The sequence below is a fragment of the Micromonospora sp. WMMD737 genome, from assembly GCF_049179055.1.
Taxonomy (GTDB): domain Bacteria; phylum Actinomycetota; class Actinomycetes; order Mycobacteriales; family Micromonosporaceae; genus Micromonospora; species Micromonospora reichwaldensis.
Genome location: NZ_JBMHMH010000001.1, coordinates 5,911,795 through 5,927,653, shown reverse-complemented (window position 1 = coordinate 5,927,653; position 15,859 = coordinate 5,911,795). Strand labels below are relative to the sequence as shown.

The following is a 15,859-nucleotide window of genomic DNA, read 5'->3' as shown; positions in this document are numbered from 1 at the left end:
ACGGCGGCCCGTGGGCAGGCCCCGTGCCGCCGCCGGTGACCAGGCGCATCCCGGAGGACCAGCCCTTCGTGGTACGGCCCAACGTCGCGAAACGCGGCCTGCTGATGACGGGGGTGGTGCTGCTCCTCATCCTCCCGATCGCCTGCTGCGCCGGTCTCGGCATGGTGAACTCGTCCGATCCGCAGCTGCGCTCCCAGTCCGTGGTCGCGATCCTCGGCGTGGTGGGCTGCCTGCTGGCCCTGGTCGCCCTGCCGCTGGGGATCCAGCTCTGGCTGATCGGTTCCGGCGGCCCGGTGCTGGCGCTCGGCCCGGCCGGGCTCTGGATCCGCACCCGGCCGACCCGGGGCCAGGCGATCTGGCTGCCGTGGGAGGGCGTCGCGCGGATCTCCCGGCGCCGGTGGAGCCTGGAGAAGATGCTTGTGGTCACGCCACGCGACGCGCGGGCGCTCCAGCACCTCGGGGCGTTCACGGCGCTCGACAGCGCGGCCCTGAGCGCCTTCTACGGCTCGGGGCTGGTCGCCACGCTCAACTTCGCGGACCGGTCCGAGGCGGAGATCATGGCGGCGGTCGCCCACTACAGCGCGGGCCGCTGCCAACTCACCTGATCGACGCGGCGCCGGCAGCCCCGGCCGGGCCGAGAAACGCCACATACCGGGCACGGGCCGCCCTAGGCTGGCGGCGTGGACCAGGAGATGCGCGACGGGCTGCCGCGTACCGCCGCGCTGCTGCTCGGCACCCTGGTGCTCGCCACCGCGTTCATCACCGCGTACGTCGGCGCGCTGCACCGTCCCACGCCCCGCGACGTGCCGGTCGGGGTGGTGCGCGGCGACCAGAAGGCACAGGCCGTCCTCGCCGCCGTACGCAACCAGAGCGGCACCCTCGACGCCGTCGAGTACGCCGACCCGCGCGCCGCCGACGACGGCCTGCTCACCCGCGAGGTGTACGGGGTACTCGCCACCGGCGCCGAGGGCGGACTGGTGCTGACCACCGCGAGCGCCGCCGCGCCGGCCGCTACCGACGTCGTGGTCCGGGTCCTCGACACCGCCGCCCGGCAGGCGGAGATGCCGCTGCGGGTCACCGACGAGGTGCCGGTGGCCGCGACCGATCCGCGCGGGCTCGTGCCGTTCTACCTGGCCGTCGGGTACGTGCTGGGCGGCTACCTCGCCGCCACCGTGCTCGGCCTCGGCAACGGCACCGCCCCGCGCAGCCTGCGCCGCGCCGGGCTGCGGATCGCCGCGCTGGCCGTCTACAGCCTGGTGCTCGGGGCCGTCGGCGCGATCGTGGTGGGACCCGTCCTGGACGTCTGGGACCACGACCTGGTCGGCGTCGCCGCGAGCGGGGCGCTGGCGGTCCTCGCGGCGGCGATGATCGCCTCGGCGGTGCAGGGCTGGCTGGGGCTGTTCGGCACCGGGCTGGTGATCCTGCTGCTGGTCGTGCTCGGCAACCCCGGCTCCGGCGGCATCTACGCCCCCGAGTTCCTGCCGACCTGGCTGCGTGGCATGCACCGGTGGAACGTGCCGGGGCTCGCCACCGACCTGCTCAAGTCCGTCGTCTACTTCGACCGCCGGTCGACCGGCTGGCCGATCGCCGGGCTCACCATCTGGACGTCGCTGGGCATGGCGGGTGTGCTCAGCGCCACCCCGTTCCAGGCCCGCCGTCGCGCCGGCCGACGCCCCGCACCCGGCGCCACCAGCGAAGATGCGCCCGGCACCGGCTGAGATGTCAGGAAGGGCCCCTTCCTGTACCGCAGACGATTGCAAGGGTCCCCTCCTTCGCGGCGGGGGACGCGGATACGATCCAGGGAGTCGGACAGCGCTGTCCTTCGTACTCGCGTAAGGAGCGCATCGTGACCGACCAGCACGACCACGACGGCCCCGACGCCGCCCTGCGGGCCGACATCCGCCGCCTCGGCACCCTGCTCGGGCAGACCCTCGCCCGCCAGGAGGGCCGGCCGCTGCTCGACCTCGTCGAGGAGATCCGCGCCCAGGTGCGCTCGGACGCGCCCACCGCCGCGCAGCGCCTCGCCGGCCTGGACGTCACCACCGGCACCAAGCTGGCCCGCGCCTTCTCCACCTACTTCCACCTGGCGAACATCACCGAGCAGGTGCACCGGGCCCGGGAGTTGCGGCGCCGCCGGGCGGTGCAGGGCGGCTGGCTGGACCAGGCGGCCAAGATGATCGCCGAGCGCGGGGTGCCGGCCGAGGAGATCGCCGCGGCGGCCCGGCGGCTGGCGGTACGGCCCGTCTTCACCGCCCACCCGACCGAGGCGGCCCGCCGGTCGATCCTGTCCAAGCTGCGCGCCATCGCCGACGAGCTGGACACCGAGACCGCGAACGCGATCCTCTACGGCGCCAGCGACGAGGGCCCGGCCAACCGCCGCCTCGCGGAGCTGCTCGACCTGATGTGGCAGACCGACGAGCTGCGGCTGGACCGGCCGGACCCGACCGACGAGGCCCGCAACGCCATCTACTACCTGCGCGACCTGTACGCCGAGGCCGCCCCGCAGGTCCTCGACGACCTCGCCGACACGCTGCGCACCCTCGGCGTGGAGACCTCCCCCACGGCCCGGCCGTTGTCCTTCGGCACCTGGATCGGCGGCGACCGCGACGGCAACCCGTTCGTCACCCCGGCCGTGACCCGCGAGGTGCTGACGATCCAGCACGAGCACGGCATCGCGGCCACCGAGCAGGCGATGGACCACCTGATCGACGAGGTGTCGGTGTCCCGGCGGCTGCGCGGGGTGTCGCTCGACCTCTCCGCGAGCCTCGCCGCCGACCTGGACGCGCTGCCCGAGGTGGCGGCCCGGTTCCGCCGGGTCAACGCCGAGGAGCCCTACCGGCTCAAGGCCCGCTGCGTGAAGGCGAAGCTGGCCAACACCCGGCAGCGGCTGCGCCAGGGCACCGCGCACGTGCCCGGCCGGGACTACCGCGGCTCCGCCGAGCTGGTCGCCGACCTGGAGCTGCTGCGCGCCTCGCTGGCCCGCAACGCCGGCCAGCTCACCGCCGTGGGCCGGCTCGCCTCGACCATCCGTACGGTCTCCGCGTTCGGGCTGCACCTGGCGACCATGGACGTCCGGGAGCACGCCGAGGCGCACCACGCGGTGCTCGCCCAGCTCTACGCGGCCGTCGGCGAGGTCTCCGACTACCCGTCGCTGAGCCGGCAGGAGCGCACGAAGCTGCTCGCCGACGAGCTGACCGGTCGCCGGCCGCTCTCCACGCTGGACACCCCGCTGACCGAGGCGACCCGCAAGACGTTCGACGTGTTCGGCACCATCCGCGAGGCGCAGGACCGGTTCGGCAGCGAGGTCATCGAGTCGTACATCGTCTCGATGACGCTCGGCGTGGACGACGTGCTCGCCGCCGTGGTGCTGGCGCGCGAGGCCGGCCTGATCGACGTGCACAGCGGCCGGTCCCGGATCGGCTTCGTGCCGCTGCTGGAGACCCCGGCCGAGCTGAACACGGGCGGCGAACTCCTCGACGAGCTGCTCTCGCTGCCGGCGTACCGGGCGCTGGTGGCGGCGCGGGGCGACGTGCAGGAGGTGATGCTGGGCTACTCCGACTCCAACAAGGAGGCCGGCATCACCACCAGCCAGTGGTCCATCCACCGGGCCCAGCGCGCGCTGCGCGACGTGGCGGCCCGGCACGGCGTACACCTGCGGCTCTTCCACGGCCGCGGCGGCACGGTGGGTCGCGGCGGCGGGCCCACGCACGAGGCGATCCTGGCCCAGCCGTACGGCACCCTGGACGGCGCGATCAAGGTCACCGAGCAGGGTGAGGTCATCTCCGACAAGTACTCGCTGCCGTCGCTGGCGCGGGAGAACCTGGAGCTGACCCTGGCCGCGGTGCTCCAGGCCACCCTGCTGCACACCGCGCCCCGGCAGCCCGCCGAGATGCTGGAACGCTGGGACGCCACCATGGAGCTGGTCTCCGACTCGGCCTTCCGGTCGTACCGGTCGCTGGTCGAGGACCCGGACCTGCCCGCGTACTTCTGGGCGTCGACGCCGACGGAGCTGCTCGGCGCGCTGAACATCGGCTCCCGGCCGGCGAAGCGGCCGAACACCGGGGCCGGGCTCGCCGGGCTGCGCGCCATCCCGTGGGTGTTCGGCTGGACCCAGACCCGGCAGATCGTGCCCGGCTGGTTCGGGGTCGGCTCCGGCCTGGCAGCGGCCCGCGAGGCGGGGCTGGAGGACGTGCTTGCCGAGATGCACCGCAACTGGCACTTCTTCCGCACGTTCCTGTCGAACGTCGAGATGATGCTCACCAAGACCGACCTGAGCATCGCCCGCCGCTACGTCGAGACCCTGGTGCCGAAGAAGCTGCACCCGATCTTCCACAAGATCGAGCAGGAGTACGAGCTGACCAAGCAGGAGGTGCTGGCGGTGACCTCCTCGCCGGCCCTGCTGGAGAACTCCCCGGTGCTCCAGCGCACCCTGGCCGTCCGCGACACGTACCTGGAGCCGCTGCACCACCTCCAGGTGGCCCTGCTGCGCCAGTACCGGGAGTCCGGGGCCGCGGGCCGGGCGGTGGCCACGGCGCCGGGCGGCCGGCGTGCGCCGAGCGACGGTACGGCGCTGGAGCGGGCGCTGCTGACCACGGTCAACGGCATCGCCGCCGGCATGCGCAACACGGGCTGAGGTGTCAACGGCATCGCCGCCGGCATGCGCAACACGGGCTGAGGTGTCAGGAAGGGCACCTTCCTATGCAAGAAGCGACAGGAAGGTGCCCTTCCTTACACCGTGACCGGCGGGCTCGGCCCTAGAAGTCGCCGCCGCCGAACTCCCCGCCGCCAAAGTCTCCGCCGCCGCCGAAGTCTCCGCCCTGCTCGCCGAAGCCGGTGCCGTCGCCGAAGCCCTCCTGGTAGCCGGCCTCGTAGCCGTACCCGGGGTCGCCGAAGCCGGGCGAGAAGAGCGCGTCGGCGATCAGCATGCCGCCGAGGACACCCGCGCCGGCGCCCAGCGCGGTCTTCCACCACGGGGTGGAGTACCAGCCCGCCGGCACCGGCCGGCCCTGGTAGCGCCCGCCCGGGTAGTAGTAGGGGGTGTCGCGGCCGGGCTGCGGGCCGGCCTTGAAGGTCTGCCCCTGCACGTCGACCTGACGCTCCCGGGTGAGCTGCCCGGCGCCCTGCGCGGCGGCCAGCGGGGGCAGCTCGGGGCCGGGGTCGATGCCGAGCGCCACCCGGGCCGCCCGGGCGTAGGTCAGCCCTTCCAGCGAGGTCTCCCGGGCCAGGCGGTACTGCTCGACGCTGCGGGCCTGCTCCAGCTGGCTGCCGGCCGCGTTGTAACGCTCCCCGGCGTCGACCAGCGCCTGACGCACGGCCGGGTGGTCGCCGTGCAGGTTCATCACCTGGCCGCCGAGCCGCTCGTACCAGCGCTGGGCGTCGGCCCGCGCGTCGGCGAGGCGGCGCTCCGCCCGGGCGGCGCTCTCCCGGCGCCACCAGACGACCGCACCCACCAGCAGCACCACGAGGATGAGCAGCGGCAGATATCTCATGTCTGCGACGTTACCCAGGCCAGGCCAGCGCCACGCCTCCGATCGACGCAGCTCGGCGCTGCGGACCGGAGGCAGGGCGCGGGCAAGGGCAGGGGCGGGCCGGGCTAGTGTCGCCGGTCGAGGTTCCACACGACGGCGTGCACGTCGCCGCCGGTGGCGGCCAGCTGGCCGGCGACGAGCCCCCGGTCGTTGACGAAGCCCACCCTGCCGCCGGAGCGGCCGAGATCCAGCGGGCCGAGGTCGACGCTGCGGCCCCGCGCCCAGGCCACGCCGTGCTTCGCGCCGCTGGCGACGGTCGCCTCGCCGACCACGGTGCCGGCGGCGTTGATCGCCATGGCCTGGCTGTACGAGCCGCCGAGGGTGCCCAGATCGGTGACGACGCCGTGGTGCCACCGCACGGCGCGCATGTCCGTCGGGGTCTGCGCGCTGCCGGCGACCTGCCCGCGCCCGTTGACGCCCACCGGGTAGCTGTCGGTGCCGCCGAGGGTGCCGAGGTCCGTGAAGACACCGTCGTACCACAGGAAGGCGTGCCATCCGGAGCCGTCGACCCGCATGGTGCCGACCACCTGGCCCCGGTCGTTGATGCCGGTGGCCATGCTGGTCGAGCTGGTCGGCGGCGTCAGCCGGACCAGCCTGCCGTCGCGCCACAGCGCCGCCTCGGTGCTGGCCCCGTCCGCGCTGTTGGTGAAGCCGACGACGTCGCCGCGGTCGTTGATCGCCGCCGCGACGGTGTCGCCACCGCGACCGGGCAGGTCCGTGCTGATCCCGTTGCGCCAGCGGAACGCCCGGCCGTACTGGCCGCTGTCGTCGGTGTGTCTCGTGCCGATCACCTCGCCGCGCTCGTTGACGCCGACGGCCGAGGACGGCCCGTGGACGGCGGAGAGGTCGGTCATGACGCCGTCGCGCCACCGGAACGGCCTGGTCCGCCCGTCGGCCAGGACGGTGGTGCCGACCACCACGCCCCGCTCGTTGACGGCGGCGCCGTGGCTGTCCGTGCCCAGCGTGCCCAGGTCGGTCAGGGTCCCGTCCCGCCACACGAACGCGTGGACGCGGCCGTCGGCGGTCTGGCTGTCGCCGAGGACCAGCCCGGAGTCGGTGAGCCCGACGGGGACGCTCCAGTCGCCGCCCAGCGTCCCGAGGTCCCGCCAGCCGACGGCGCCGCCGGGCGGCGCGGCGACCACCGCGACCGGCGCGGCGAGGCCGGCGAGGAGGACTCCCGCCGCCGTCGCGACGAGTGTCCGTACGGGACGCAACCACCCAGCCATGCCGTCTCCCTCCGAGTCCCTGTCGTCACTCTGAGCCATGTCGCCGCTTCCTGTCTGCCCCGGAACGGCCCCACCCCGCCACGCCGCTCGGCACGATCGGCCACAACGTCCATCCGCGACAAAGGCGGCGGGTGCGACGAGAGCGGCACGGCGGCGCGTGGCGCGCCGGTCTGGCAAGCTCCGGGGGTGGACTTCTCGACGCTGGCCGTGGTGATCGTCTGCCTCTCCGCCGGGGGCGCGGCGGGCTGGTACGCCGCCCGGACCCGCTCGGCGACCGAGATAGCCCGGCTGGACGCCACGCTGCGGGCCACCCGGGAGGGCGAGGGGCGGCTCGAACAGTCCATGCGGGCGCTGAGCTACGAGGCCACCGCGCAGTCCCAGGAGGCGGTGGCGCGCGCCGTCGCCCCGCTGCACGACACGCTGCGCCGCTACGAGCAGCGCGTCGCCGAGCTGGAGCACGACCGCGTCGACGCGTACGCCGAGCTGCGGGAACAGGTCCGCACCATGAGCACGGTCTCGGGCGAGCTGCGCACCGAGACGAAGCAGCTGGTGGCGGCGCTGCGGGCGCCCCAGGTGCGGGGCCGCTGGGGCGAGCACCAGTTGCGCCGGATCGTCGAGGCGGCCGGCATGCTGGAGCACTGCGACTTCTCCGAGCAGGTCACCGCCGCCACCGACCACCAGGGGGTACGCCCCGACCTGGTGGTCCGGCTGCACGGCGGCCGGTCGGTGGTGGTGGACGCCAAGGCGCCGTTCGACGCCTACCTGACGGCGATGGAGGCCCGCGACGAGCGGGGCCGCGACACCCACCTCGACGCGCACGCGAAGCACCTGCGGGCGCACGTGAACGCGCTGGCCGCCAAGTCCTACTGGGCCGCGTTCGACAGCACACCGGAGTTCGTGGTGCTCTTCGTGCCGGCCGATCCGTTCCTCGACGTCGCGCTGCAACGCGACCCGACGCTGCTGGAGCACGCGTTCGCCCGCAACGTGGTGCTGGCGACGCCGGCCACCCTGGTCGCGCTGCTGCGTACGGTCGCCTACTCGTGGCGGCAGGAGGCGCTGGCGCGCAACGCGGTCGCGGTGCACTCGCTGGCCCGCGAGCTCTACGGGCGACTGTCGACCCTGGGCGAGCACGTCGGCAAGCTCGGCTCGTCGCTCGGCGGCGCGGTGACCGCGTACAACCGGGCCGTGGGATCGCTGGAGGCGCGCGTGCTGGTCAGCGCCCGCAAGCTCGCGGAGCTGGGGGTCTCCGACCGGGAGCTGGCCGCGCCCGCGCAGGTCGAGCTGGCGCCCCGTCAGCCGCAGGCCCCGGAACTGCTCGGAAATGCCGAGGCCGGGGCGCCGACCGGTCGGTCGGCACTGGACTGACGGCCGATACCTATCATCGCCGATGTGACAATGGACGCCCGCCCATGTCACGAAGTGGTCACAACGCACTCCGCGGTAGTGACAGTGACCAGCGGCAGCGCGAAGGATTCGCCTCACGCGTGCCCTGCATCTGAGGGCCCTGTTCTCTGGAGGAAAGAGAACGTGAGCAAACCCCGAAACCTGAGCCGGCGGACCTCCGCCGCGCTCTTCGCGTCGGTCGTGGCGGCCAGCGCGGTGACGGTGGCCGGTGGTGCCGCCACCGCGAGCGCCGCGCCGACCGCCGCACCCGACGCGTCCCAGGCCACCCCTGTGGAGGCGCTGGGCTCGCACGACGCCAAGCTGCTCGCCGAGGCGGAGGCGAAGAAGGCCCCGACCGTCACCCTGATCGTGGCCACCAAGAAGGGCGAGGCGAAGGACGTCGCCGCCGACCTCAAGAACCTGGGCGCGGCCGTCACCGAGCGGTACGACAGCATCGGCTACGTCCTGGCCAAGGTCCCCACCTCCAAGGTGGTCAAGGCGGCCACGCTGCCCGGCGTCTCCGCCGTCGACCTCGACGAGACCATCCAGCTGCCCGACCCGACGCCCGAGGTCGCCCCCAGCGGCAAGAAGGCGGCGAAGCAGGCCACGACGCTGGCCGGCCCCGGGGCCGACACCCCGGCCGCCAACCCCTACATGCCGACCAACGAGATCGGCGCGGTCGACTTCGTCGCCAAGAACCCCCAGTGGGACGGTCGCGGCGTCACGATCGGCATCATGGACTCCGGTGTGGACCTCGGTCACCCGGCGCTGCAGAAGACCACCACGGGCGAGCGGAAGATCGTCGACTGGGTGACCGCGACGGACCCGTTCGAGGACGCCACCTGGCGCCCGATGCTCACCGAGGTCACCGGTCCGACGTTCACCTCCGGTGGCGCGACCTGGACGGCCCCGGCGGGCACCTACCGGTTCAACCGGTTCAGCGAGTCGATCACGGCCGCCAGCGACCCGGCGGGTGACGTCAACCGCGACGGGGACCGGACCGACACGTTCGGCATCCTCTACGACCCGGCCACCCACAACATCTGGGTGGACGTCAACCAGAACAACGACTTCACCGACGACGCCCTGATGCGGCCGTACAAGGAGAAGTTCGACGTCGGGCACTTCGGCACCGACAACCCGGCCACCCCGGTGGTCGAGCGGATCCCGTTCGTGGTCGAGTACCGCGAGGACGTGGACACCGCCCCCATCGGCGGTCCCGGCCTGGTGGACTACGTCAACATCGGCATCGTCGAGAGCACCCACGGCACCCACGTCGCCGGCATCACCGCTGCCAACGACATGCTCGGCAACGGCGCCTTCGACGGTGCCGCGCCCGGTGCCAAGCTGGTCTCCGCCCGGGCCTGCTCGTGGGGTGGCGGCTGCACCTACGCCGCCCTCACCACCGGCATGGCCGACCTGGTGATCAACCGCAAGGTCGACGTGGTCAACATGTCGATCGGCGGTCTGCCGGCGCTGAACGACGGCAACAACGCCCGCGCCGAGCTGTACAACAACCTGATCACCACCTACGGCGTGCAGATGTTCATCTCGGCCGGCAACTCCGGCCCGGGCCTGAACACCATCGGCGACCCGTCGGTGGCCGCCAACGTGGTCAGCGTCGCGGCGAGCATCAGCAAGGACACCTGGCTGGCCAACTACGGCTCCGCGGTGAAGACGAAGAACGCGCTGTTCAACTTCTCCTCCCGGGGCCCGCGTGAGGACGGCGGCATCAAGCCGAACATCGCCGCCCCCGGCTCGGCCATCTCCACCGCCCCGACCTGGCAGGCCGGCAACGCGGTCCCCGAGGCCGGCTACCCGCTGCCCCCGGGCTACGCGATGCTGAACGGCACCTCGATGGCCTCCCCGCAGGCCGCCGGCGCCGCCGCGCTGCTGCTGTCGGCCGCCAAGGCGACCGACAAGGGCGTCACCCCGGCCGCGCTGCGCCGGGCGATCTACAGCTCGGCCAAGCCGATCAAGGACGTCCCGACGTACGGCCAGGGCTACGGCATGTTCAACGTGCCGGGCGCGTGGAAGCTGCTGCGCAAGGGCGTGGAGACGCGCTCCTACACCTCCGAGGCCCCGGTCTGCACCGTCCTGTCCGGTCAGCTGGGCACCCCGAACCTGGGCACCGGCCTCTACAACCGTTGCGCCTCCACCGAGGGTGGGCAGCGGATCGGCCAGTCGAAGAGCTACCAGGTCAAGCTCACCCGCACCAGCGGGCCGGCCGGCACCGTGAAGCACAACGTGGGTCTGCGCGGCAACGACGGCACCTTCACGGCGCCGAAGACCGTCTCGCTCCCGCTGAACAAGACCGTCACCGTCCCGGTCACCGCCAAGCCCGCCACCGCCGGCGCGCACGGCGCGATCATGACGATCGACGACCCGGCCACCTCGGTGATCGACTTCGAGGTCTCCACCGTCGTCGTCGCCTCGAACGACGTGAAGAAGCCGAACTTCTCCTTCTCGGCCGAGGGCTCGGTCGACCGGAACGGCTTCACCTCGTACTTCGTGACGGTTCCGCCGGGCGCGGGCGCCCTCCAGGTGAACCTGTCGGGCATCGCCACCGGTTCGCAGACCCGGTTCATCGCGTTCAACCCGTACGGCGTCCCGGTGGAGAGCACCTCCAGCCTCGCCTGCTACACCAACTTCTCCGACGCCAACGCCTGCAAGCCGCAGGAGCGCGACTACCAGAACCCGATCGCCGGTGTCTGGGAGATCGAGGTGGAGTCCCGTCGGACCTCGCCGTCGCTGAACAACCCGTTCCAGCTCACGGCGCGGGTGCAGGGTGTCGCGGTCGAGCCGGCCGTGGTCGAGCTGCCGTCGGTCACCGCCGGTGCGGCGACCCCGGTGACCTGGTCGCTGACCAACACCTTCGGCCCGGTCGCGGTGACCGGTCAGGGCGGTCCGCTCTCCAGCGTCCACGCTGAGCGGCCCACCATCGCCGAGGGCGCGTCGCAGGAATACATCGTGGAGGTGCCGGCGGGCGCGACCCGCTTCACCGCCCGGATCGGCAACCCGGCCAGCGCCGCGGCCGACCTCGACCTCTACGTCTTCCGTGGCGCCACGGAGGTCGGTCGGGCCGCCGACGGCGACTCCGAGGAGGCCGTGACCATCAACAACCCGCCGGCGGGCACCTACCGGGTGGTCGTCGAGGGTTACGCGGTGGACGGGGCCGGTGGCAGCACCGCCTACGACTACCGGGACTCGTTCTCCGCGGCGGCGCTGGGCAGCCTCTCGGCGCCCGCCACCCCGCTCAACCTGGCCCACGGCGCCACCGCCACCCTCACCGGTACGGTGACCGCCCAGTCCACCCCGGTCGCCGGTCGGGCGCTCTTCGGTGAGCTGTCCGTGGTGACCACCGAGGGCGCGGTCGTCGGCCGCGGTGCCGTCTCCATCGGCGCCGTGAACTGACCCGTCCCGCCCCGGAACACCGGAGCCCGTCCCCACCCGGGGGCGGGCTCCGCCCGTTGCGGTGCCCTCCGTCGCGACGCAGGCGACGTGTGTACCGGTCAGCCCCGGCGGGCGGTCTCGACCAGGAAGGGCGTGCCCTGCTGGCAGGTGGTGAGCAGGTCGCGCTGGACCCGGCCGGTGACCGTGACCTTCGTGCCCGGCTTCAGCAGGTCACGCGGGCCGCCGACCAGCAGGTAGTTGTCGAGCAGCAGGCAGTTGGGCTCCACCCCGGAGGTGACGGTCCCGGTCAGGGTGGTGCCGCCGGCCGGCGGCGTCTTCGTCGGCCCGCCGCTGGGCCTCGTGGGCGGGGGCAGGGCCGGCCCCGTCGGGTCCACCGGGTCGCCGGGGGTCGGCGGGACCGCGGGGCTGCTCGGATCAGGGCTGGGCGGGCTGGTCACCGGCTGCGCTCCCGTCGGGGTCGGGGTGGGGGTGTCGCCGGTACCGTCCTGCCCGCCGCAGGCGCTCAGCGCCACGCAGACGGCCAGCGCGGAGACCGCGAGCCGAAGAGTCCTCATACCCTGGTCTGACGCAGCGGGACCGCCCACCGTTCCGCCGGTCAGCCACGGGCCGCGGCGGCGGCCTTCATGTCCCGCTTGAGCTCCTGCGGCAGCGAGAAGGTCAACCGCTCGTTGGCGGTCACCACCTCGTCGACGTCGGTGAAGCCACGCGCGGCGAGGTGGGCGAGGACCTCCTGGACGAGCTGGTCGGGAACGCTGGCGCCCGAGGTCAGGCCGACCGTGCGCGCCCCCTCCAGCCACGCGTCGTCGATCTCGTGCGCGAAGTCGACGAGGTGCCCGGCGCGCGCCCCGGCGTCCAGGGCGACCTCGACGAGGCGTACCGAGTTGGAGGAGTTGGTTGACCCGACGACGATCATCACGTCGCACTCGGGCGCGATCTCCTTGACCACGTGCTGGCGGTTGGAGGTGGCGTAGCAGATGTCGTCGCTGGGCGGCGACTGGAGCATGGGCAGCCGCTTCTTGAGCCGGGCCACCGTCTCCAGCGTCTCGTCGACCGAGAGGGTGGTCTGGGAGAGCCAGACGACCTTGTTCGGGTCGCGGACGGTGATCCGGTCGGCGTCCTCGGGGCCGTCCACGAGCTGGATGTGCTCGGGGGCCTCGCCGGAGGTGCCGATGACCTCCTCGTGCCCCTCGTGGCCGATGAGCAGGATGTCGTAGTCCTCGGCGGCGAACCGCTTCGCCTCCTGGTGCACCTTGGTGACCAGCGGGCAGGTCGCGTCGATCGCCCGCAGCGAGCGGGTCCGGGCCTGCTCGTAGACCTCCGGGGCCACCCCGTGCGCGGAGAAGATGACGGTGGCGCCCTCCGGCACCTCCTCGTTCTCCTCCACGAAGATCGCGCCCTGGGCCTCCAGCGTCTGCACGACGTGCTTGTTGTGCACGATCTGCTTGCGTACGTAGATCGGGGCGCCGTAGAGCTTGAGTGCCTCCTCCACGGTCTGCACCGCGCGGTCCACGCCCGCGCAGTAGCCGCGGGGCTTGGCCAGGATCACGCGCTTGCCGGTCCGGGACGTCACTTCAGACTGAGTCACCCGCCCATCGTACGTGCCGCCAGAGAGGGCGACACGGGCCGCGACGCCACCACGGCGCGATGCCGGCCGCCCGCCACCCACCCCCGGCCGAGCCGCGCGGGACTGTCCGGGACGGGCCGTAGGGTGGGCGGGTGAGCACAGGCGAGGTGGGGCGGAGCACGTCCGAGGAGCCGTGGCCGGTCCGGGTGGTCAGCCAGAAGGTCGGCGCCTGGATCGCCCGGCTGGGCTGGGTGTGGGTGGACGGGCAGGTGGCGCAGATCAGCCGCCGGCCGGGCGCCAGCACCGTCTTCCTCACGCTGCGGGACCCGTCGGCCGACCTGAGCCTGACGGTCACCACCAACCGGGACGTCCTGGACGTCGGCGCCCCCGAGCTGCGCGAGGGCGCCCGGGTGGTGCTGCACGCCAAGCCGGAGTTCTACGCGGCCCGGGGCACGCTCAGCCTACGCGCCGACGAGATCCGGCAGGTCGGCCTCGGCGAGCTGCTGGCCCGGCTGGAGAAGCTGAAGAAGCTGCTCGCGGCCGAAGGGCTGTTCGACCGGGCGCGCAAGCGCCGGCCGCCGTTCCTGCCCAACCGGGTGGGATTGATCACGGGTCGCGCCTCGGCCGCCGAGCGGGACGTGCTGACCAACGCCCGCCGGCGCTGGCCGGCGGTGGAGTTCCGCACGGTCAACGTGGCCGTGCAGGGGCCGGGCGCCGTCCCGCAGATCGTCGACGCGCTCAAGGTGCTGGACGCCGACCCGACCGTCGACGTGATCGTCATCGCCCGGGGCGGGGGCGGCATCGAGGACCTGCTGCCCTTCTCCGACGAGGCGCTCTGCCGGGCCGTCTTCGCCTGCCGTACGCCGGTGGTCAGCGCGATCGGCCACGAGACCGACGCACCGCTGGTCGACTACGTCGCCGACGTACGGGCCTCGACGCCGACCGACGCCGCCAAGCGCGTGGTCCCGGACCTCACCGAGGAGGTACGCGTCATCCGGCAGGCCCGGCACCGCCTCGAACGCGCGGTGCGCAACCTGGTGGACCGCGAGTCGCACCGGCTCGACGGCCTGCGCTCCCGACCGGTGCTGGCCCGGCCGCAGGTGATGGTCGACCAGCGGCTCGCCGACCTGACCGGGCTGCGCCAGCGGGCGGGGCGCTGCCTGGACCACCGGCTCGCCGCCGCCGACGACGACCTGCGGCACACCCTGGCCCGGCTGCGCGCCCTTTCCCCCGCCGCCACCCTCGACCGGGGCTACGCGATCGTCCAGCGCGCCGACGGCCAGGTCCTGCGCGCCGCGTCCGAGGTCGGCAAGGGCGACCCGCTCCGGGTACGCCTCGCCGAGGGCGAGCTGGCCGCGACGGTCGACGGCTGAACGGAAGCGGAACACACGATGGCGGGCCGGCGGCGACGGCCGACGCTGAACGGGAGCGGAAACACGATGGCGGGCCGGCTGCGCGGTCGACGCTGAACGGCGACGGGATCACGATGTGGTGGGATGGCAGCGATGACTGACGAGAAGAAGGCCGAACAGCTCAGCTACGAGCAGGCCCGCGCCGAGCTGGCGTCGGTGGTCGAGCGGCTGGAGACCGGCGGCACCACGCTGGAGGAGTCACTGGCGCTCTGGGAGCGCGGCGAGAAGCTGGCCGAGACCTGCCAGCGCTGGCTCGACGGCGCCCGCGCCCGCATAGACGCCGCCCGCCAGGACCCCACCCCCTGACCTCCCCCACCCGCGCCCCGACTCGCCCCGACCCGCCCGGCGATCATGGAGTTGTGGTGGGCGATACAGGGCGTTCTGCACCTTGTGTCACCCACCACAACTGCATGATCGGCGCGGGCGGGAGCGGGCGGGAGCGGCGCCGGGGGGTGGGGTTAGTTGAAGAGGTTGTAGAGCTCCTGCGGGGCCTCGACGACCTGGTCCGCCGGGGGCTTCTGGGCGGCGGTGGCGCTGCCGTAGTCCGAGTACGTGATCTTGATGTCCTGCGCCTGGTTCTGGCCGGCGGCCGGGATCTGGATGACCATCTCGCTGAGTCGGCCCTGCGGGTCGAGCTTCGCGGTGAACGGCACCGACTTCGCCTGCGCCCCGAGGGCCGTGATCACCGTCGGGTCCACCGAACCCGCCTCGGCAGCCTTCGACACGTCGATCGTGCCGGCGTACGCGCCGTCGCCGGTCTGGCGTACCTCCGTGATGCCCTGCGTCAGCACCTCGCTGCCGGCCGGGTCGACCTTGTCGAAGTCGAAGCCGAGGTTGCGGTTGCCCTTGATCCGGGTCTGGTCCAGGTGCTGGTACTTGCCGAGGTTGAGCTTCTGCACCCCCGGCACGCTCTTGGCGGTCGTGCCGCCGAGTTCGACCTTCACCCAGCTGTCCGGCTTGTAGTGGACGAGGTCGAGCTTCATGAACAGGTCGTCGGTCGGCTTGCCGATCGTCACCCGCATCTCGGCGCTCTGGGTGGGCTCGTGCACCCGTCCCTCGGCCGTCGAGCCGACGCCGGACATGGTGAACCGGAAGTTGCCGTTGCTGATCTCACGGGTGGAGGCCAGCAGCGCCTGCTTGGCGTCACCGGACGCCGGGGCCGCGCTGCCCGAGGGCGCGGGCGTGCCGGACGCCGAGACGGTCGGGGAGGCGGACGAGCCCGCCGTCGGGGTCCCGGAGGAGTTGCAGGCGGCCAGGCCGGGAGTGAAGAGGGCGGCGGCCACCAGGCCGGCGCTCAGGCGTCGAACAGTCATACGTGTCTCCCACATGGGT

General features: G+C 73.1%; 12 protein-coding genes. 7 read left to right on the top strand and 5 right to left on the bottom strand.

What is annotated here, in order from left to right; genetic code table 11:
- Window positions 1–35 precede the first annotated feature (35 nt).
- The 3 genes from ACN27A_RS26440 to ppc all read left to right on the top strand — a co-directional run bounded on the left by ACN27A_RS26440 (window position 36) and on the right by ppc (window position 4,633).
- A complete protein-coding gene (locus ACN27A_RS26440; protein ID WP_421457277.1) occupies window positions 36–605 on the top strand; it encodes a hypothetical protein in 570 nt (189 codons plus the stop codon).
- 75 nt (window positions 606–680) lie between these two features.
- On the top strand, window positions 681–1,718 hold the full coding sequence (locus ACN27A_RS26435) for a hypothetical protein (RefSeq protein WP_421457276.1): 1,038 nt from the start codon (window positions 681–683) through the stop codon (window positions 1,716–1,718).
- Window positions 1,719–1,846: 128 nt separating this feature from the next.
- Window positions 1,847–4,633 (top strand): phosphoenolpyruvate carboxylase, encoded by a 2,787-nt coding sequence (ppc, locus tag ACN27A_RS26430; protein ID WP_421457275.1) that lies wholly within the window; start codon window positions 1,847–1,849, stop codon window positions 4,631–4,633.
- 121 nt (window positions 4,634–4,754) lie between these two features.
- Here the strand turns inward: ppc and ACN27A_RS26425 are convergent, their stop codons facing one another.
- Together ACN27A_RS26425 and ACN27A_RS26420 are read right to left on the bottom strand one after the other, a co-directional pair.
- A complete protein-coding gene (locus ACN27A_RS26425) occupies window positions 4,755–5,489 on the bottom strand; it encodes a hypothetical protein (protein ID WP_421457274.1) in 735 nt (244 codons plus the stop codon).
- Between the two features lie 104 nt (window positions 5,490–5,593).
- The gene (locus ACN27A_RS26420) at window positions 5,594–6,754 is read right to left on the bottom strand and encodes a hypothetical protein (RefSeq protein ID WP_421457273.1); all 1,161 of its coding nucleotides are present in this window, start codon (window positions 6,752–6,754) and stop codon (window positions 5,594–5,596) included.
- Between the two features lie 186 nt (window positions 6,755–6,940).
- Between ACN27A_RS26420 and ACN27A_RS26415 the strand changes: the two genes are divergently transcribed.
- Both ACN27A_RS26415 and ACN27A_RS26410 read left to right on the top strand, forming a co-directional pair.
- Window positions 6,941–8,119: a DNA recombination protein RmuC gene (locus ACN27A_RS26415; protein ID WP_421457272.1), complete on the top strand. Its 1,179-nt coding sequence runs from the start codon at window positions 6,941–6,943 to the stop codon at window positions 8,117–8,119.
- Between the two features lie 162 nt (window positions 8,120–8,281).
- Entirely contained in the window at window positions 8,282–11,551 is a 3,270-nt protein-coding gene (locus ACN27A_RS26410; RefSeq protein ID WP_421457271.1) for a S8 family serine peptidase, read from the top strand.
- A gap of 98 nt (window positions 11,552–11,649) precedes the next feature.
- On the opposite strand, the gene ACN27A_RS26405 is transcribed toward ACN27A_RS26410, so the two are convergent.
- Both ACN27A_RS26405 and ACN27A_RS26400 read right to left on the bottom strand, forming a co-directional pair.
- Window positions 11,650–12,105 (bottom strand): hypothetical protein, encoded by a 456-nt coding sequence (locus ACN27A_RS26405; RefSeq protein WP_421457270.1) that lies wholly within the window; start codon window positions 12,103–12,105, stop codon window positions 11,650–11,652.
- 41 nt (window positions 12,106–12,146) lie between these two features.
- Entirely contained in the window at window positions 12,147–13,136 is a 990-nt protein-coding gene (locus ACN27A_RS26400) for a 4-hydroxy-3-methylbut-2-enyl diphosphate reductase (RefSeq protein ID WP_421457269.1), read from the bottom strand.
- A gap of 131 nt (window positions 13,137–13,267) precedes the next feature.
- On the opposite strand from ACN27A_RS26400, the gene xseA reads away from it, so the two are divergent.
- The gene (gene xseA / locus ACN27A_RS26395; protein ID WP_421457268.1) at window positions 13,268–14,488 is read left to right on the top strand and encodes an exodeoxyribonuclease VII large subunit; all 1,221 of its coding nucleotides are present in this window, start codon (window positions 13,268–13,270) and stop codon (window positions 14,486–14,488) included.
- A 132-nt stretch (window positions 14,489–14,620) separates the two neighbouring features.
- Window positions 14,621–14,833, top strand: a complete 213-nt coding sequence (locus ACN27A_RS26390; RefSeq protein ID WP_421457267.1) for an exodeoxyribonuclease VII small subunit — start codon at window positions 14,621–14,623, stop codon at window positions 14,831–14,833.
- A gap of 152 nt (window positions 14,834–14,985) precedes the next feature.
- Here ACN27A_RS26390 and ACN27A_RS26385 read toward each other — a convergent pair whose 3' ends face one another.
- On the bottom strand, window positions 14,986–15,840 hold the full coding sequence (locus tag ACN27A_RS26385) for a hypothetical protein (protein ID WP_421457266.1): 855 nt from the start codon (window positions 15,838–15,840) through the stop codon (window positions 14,986–14,988).
- Window positions 15,841–15,859: the final 19 nt, after the last annotated feature.

Coding starts and splice junctions, on each gene's coding strand:
- ACN27A_RS26420 (WP_421457273.1), bottom strand. CDS start 6,754: ATGGCTGGGTGGTTGCGTCCCGTACGGACACTCGTCGCGACGGCGGCG.
- ACN27A_RS26390 (WP_421457267.1), top strand. CDS start 14,621: ATGACTGACGAGAAGAAGGCCGAACAGCTCAGCTACGAGCAGGCCCGC.
- ACN27A_RS26385 (WP_421457266.1), bottom strand. CDS start 15,840: ATGACTGTTCGACGCCTGAGCGCCGGCCTGGTGGCCGCCGCCCTCTTC.
- ACN27A_RS26425 (WP_421457274.1), bottom strand. CDS start 5,489: ATGAGATATCTGCCGCTGCTCATCCTCGTGGTGCTGCTGGTGGGTGCG.
- ACN27A_RS26405 (WP_421457270.1), bottom strand. CDS start 12,105: ATGAGGACTCTTCGGCTCGCGGTCTCCGCGCTGGCCGTCTGCGTGGCG.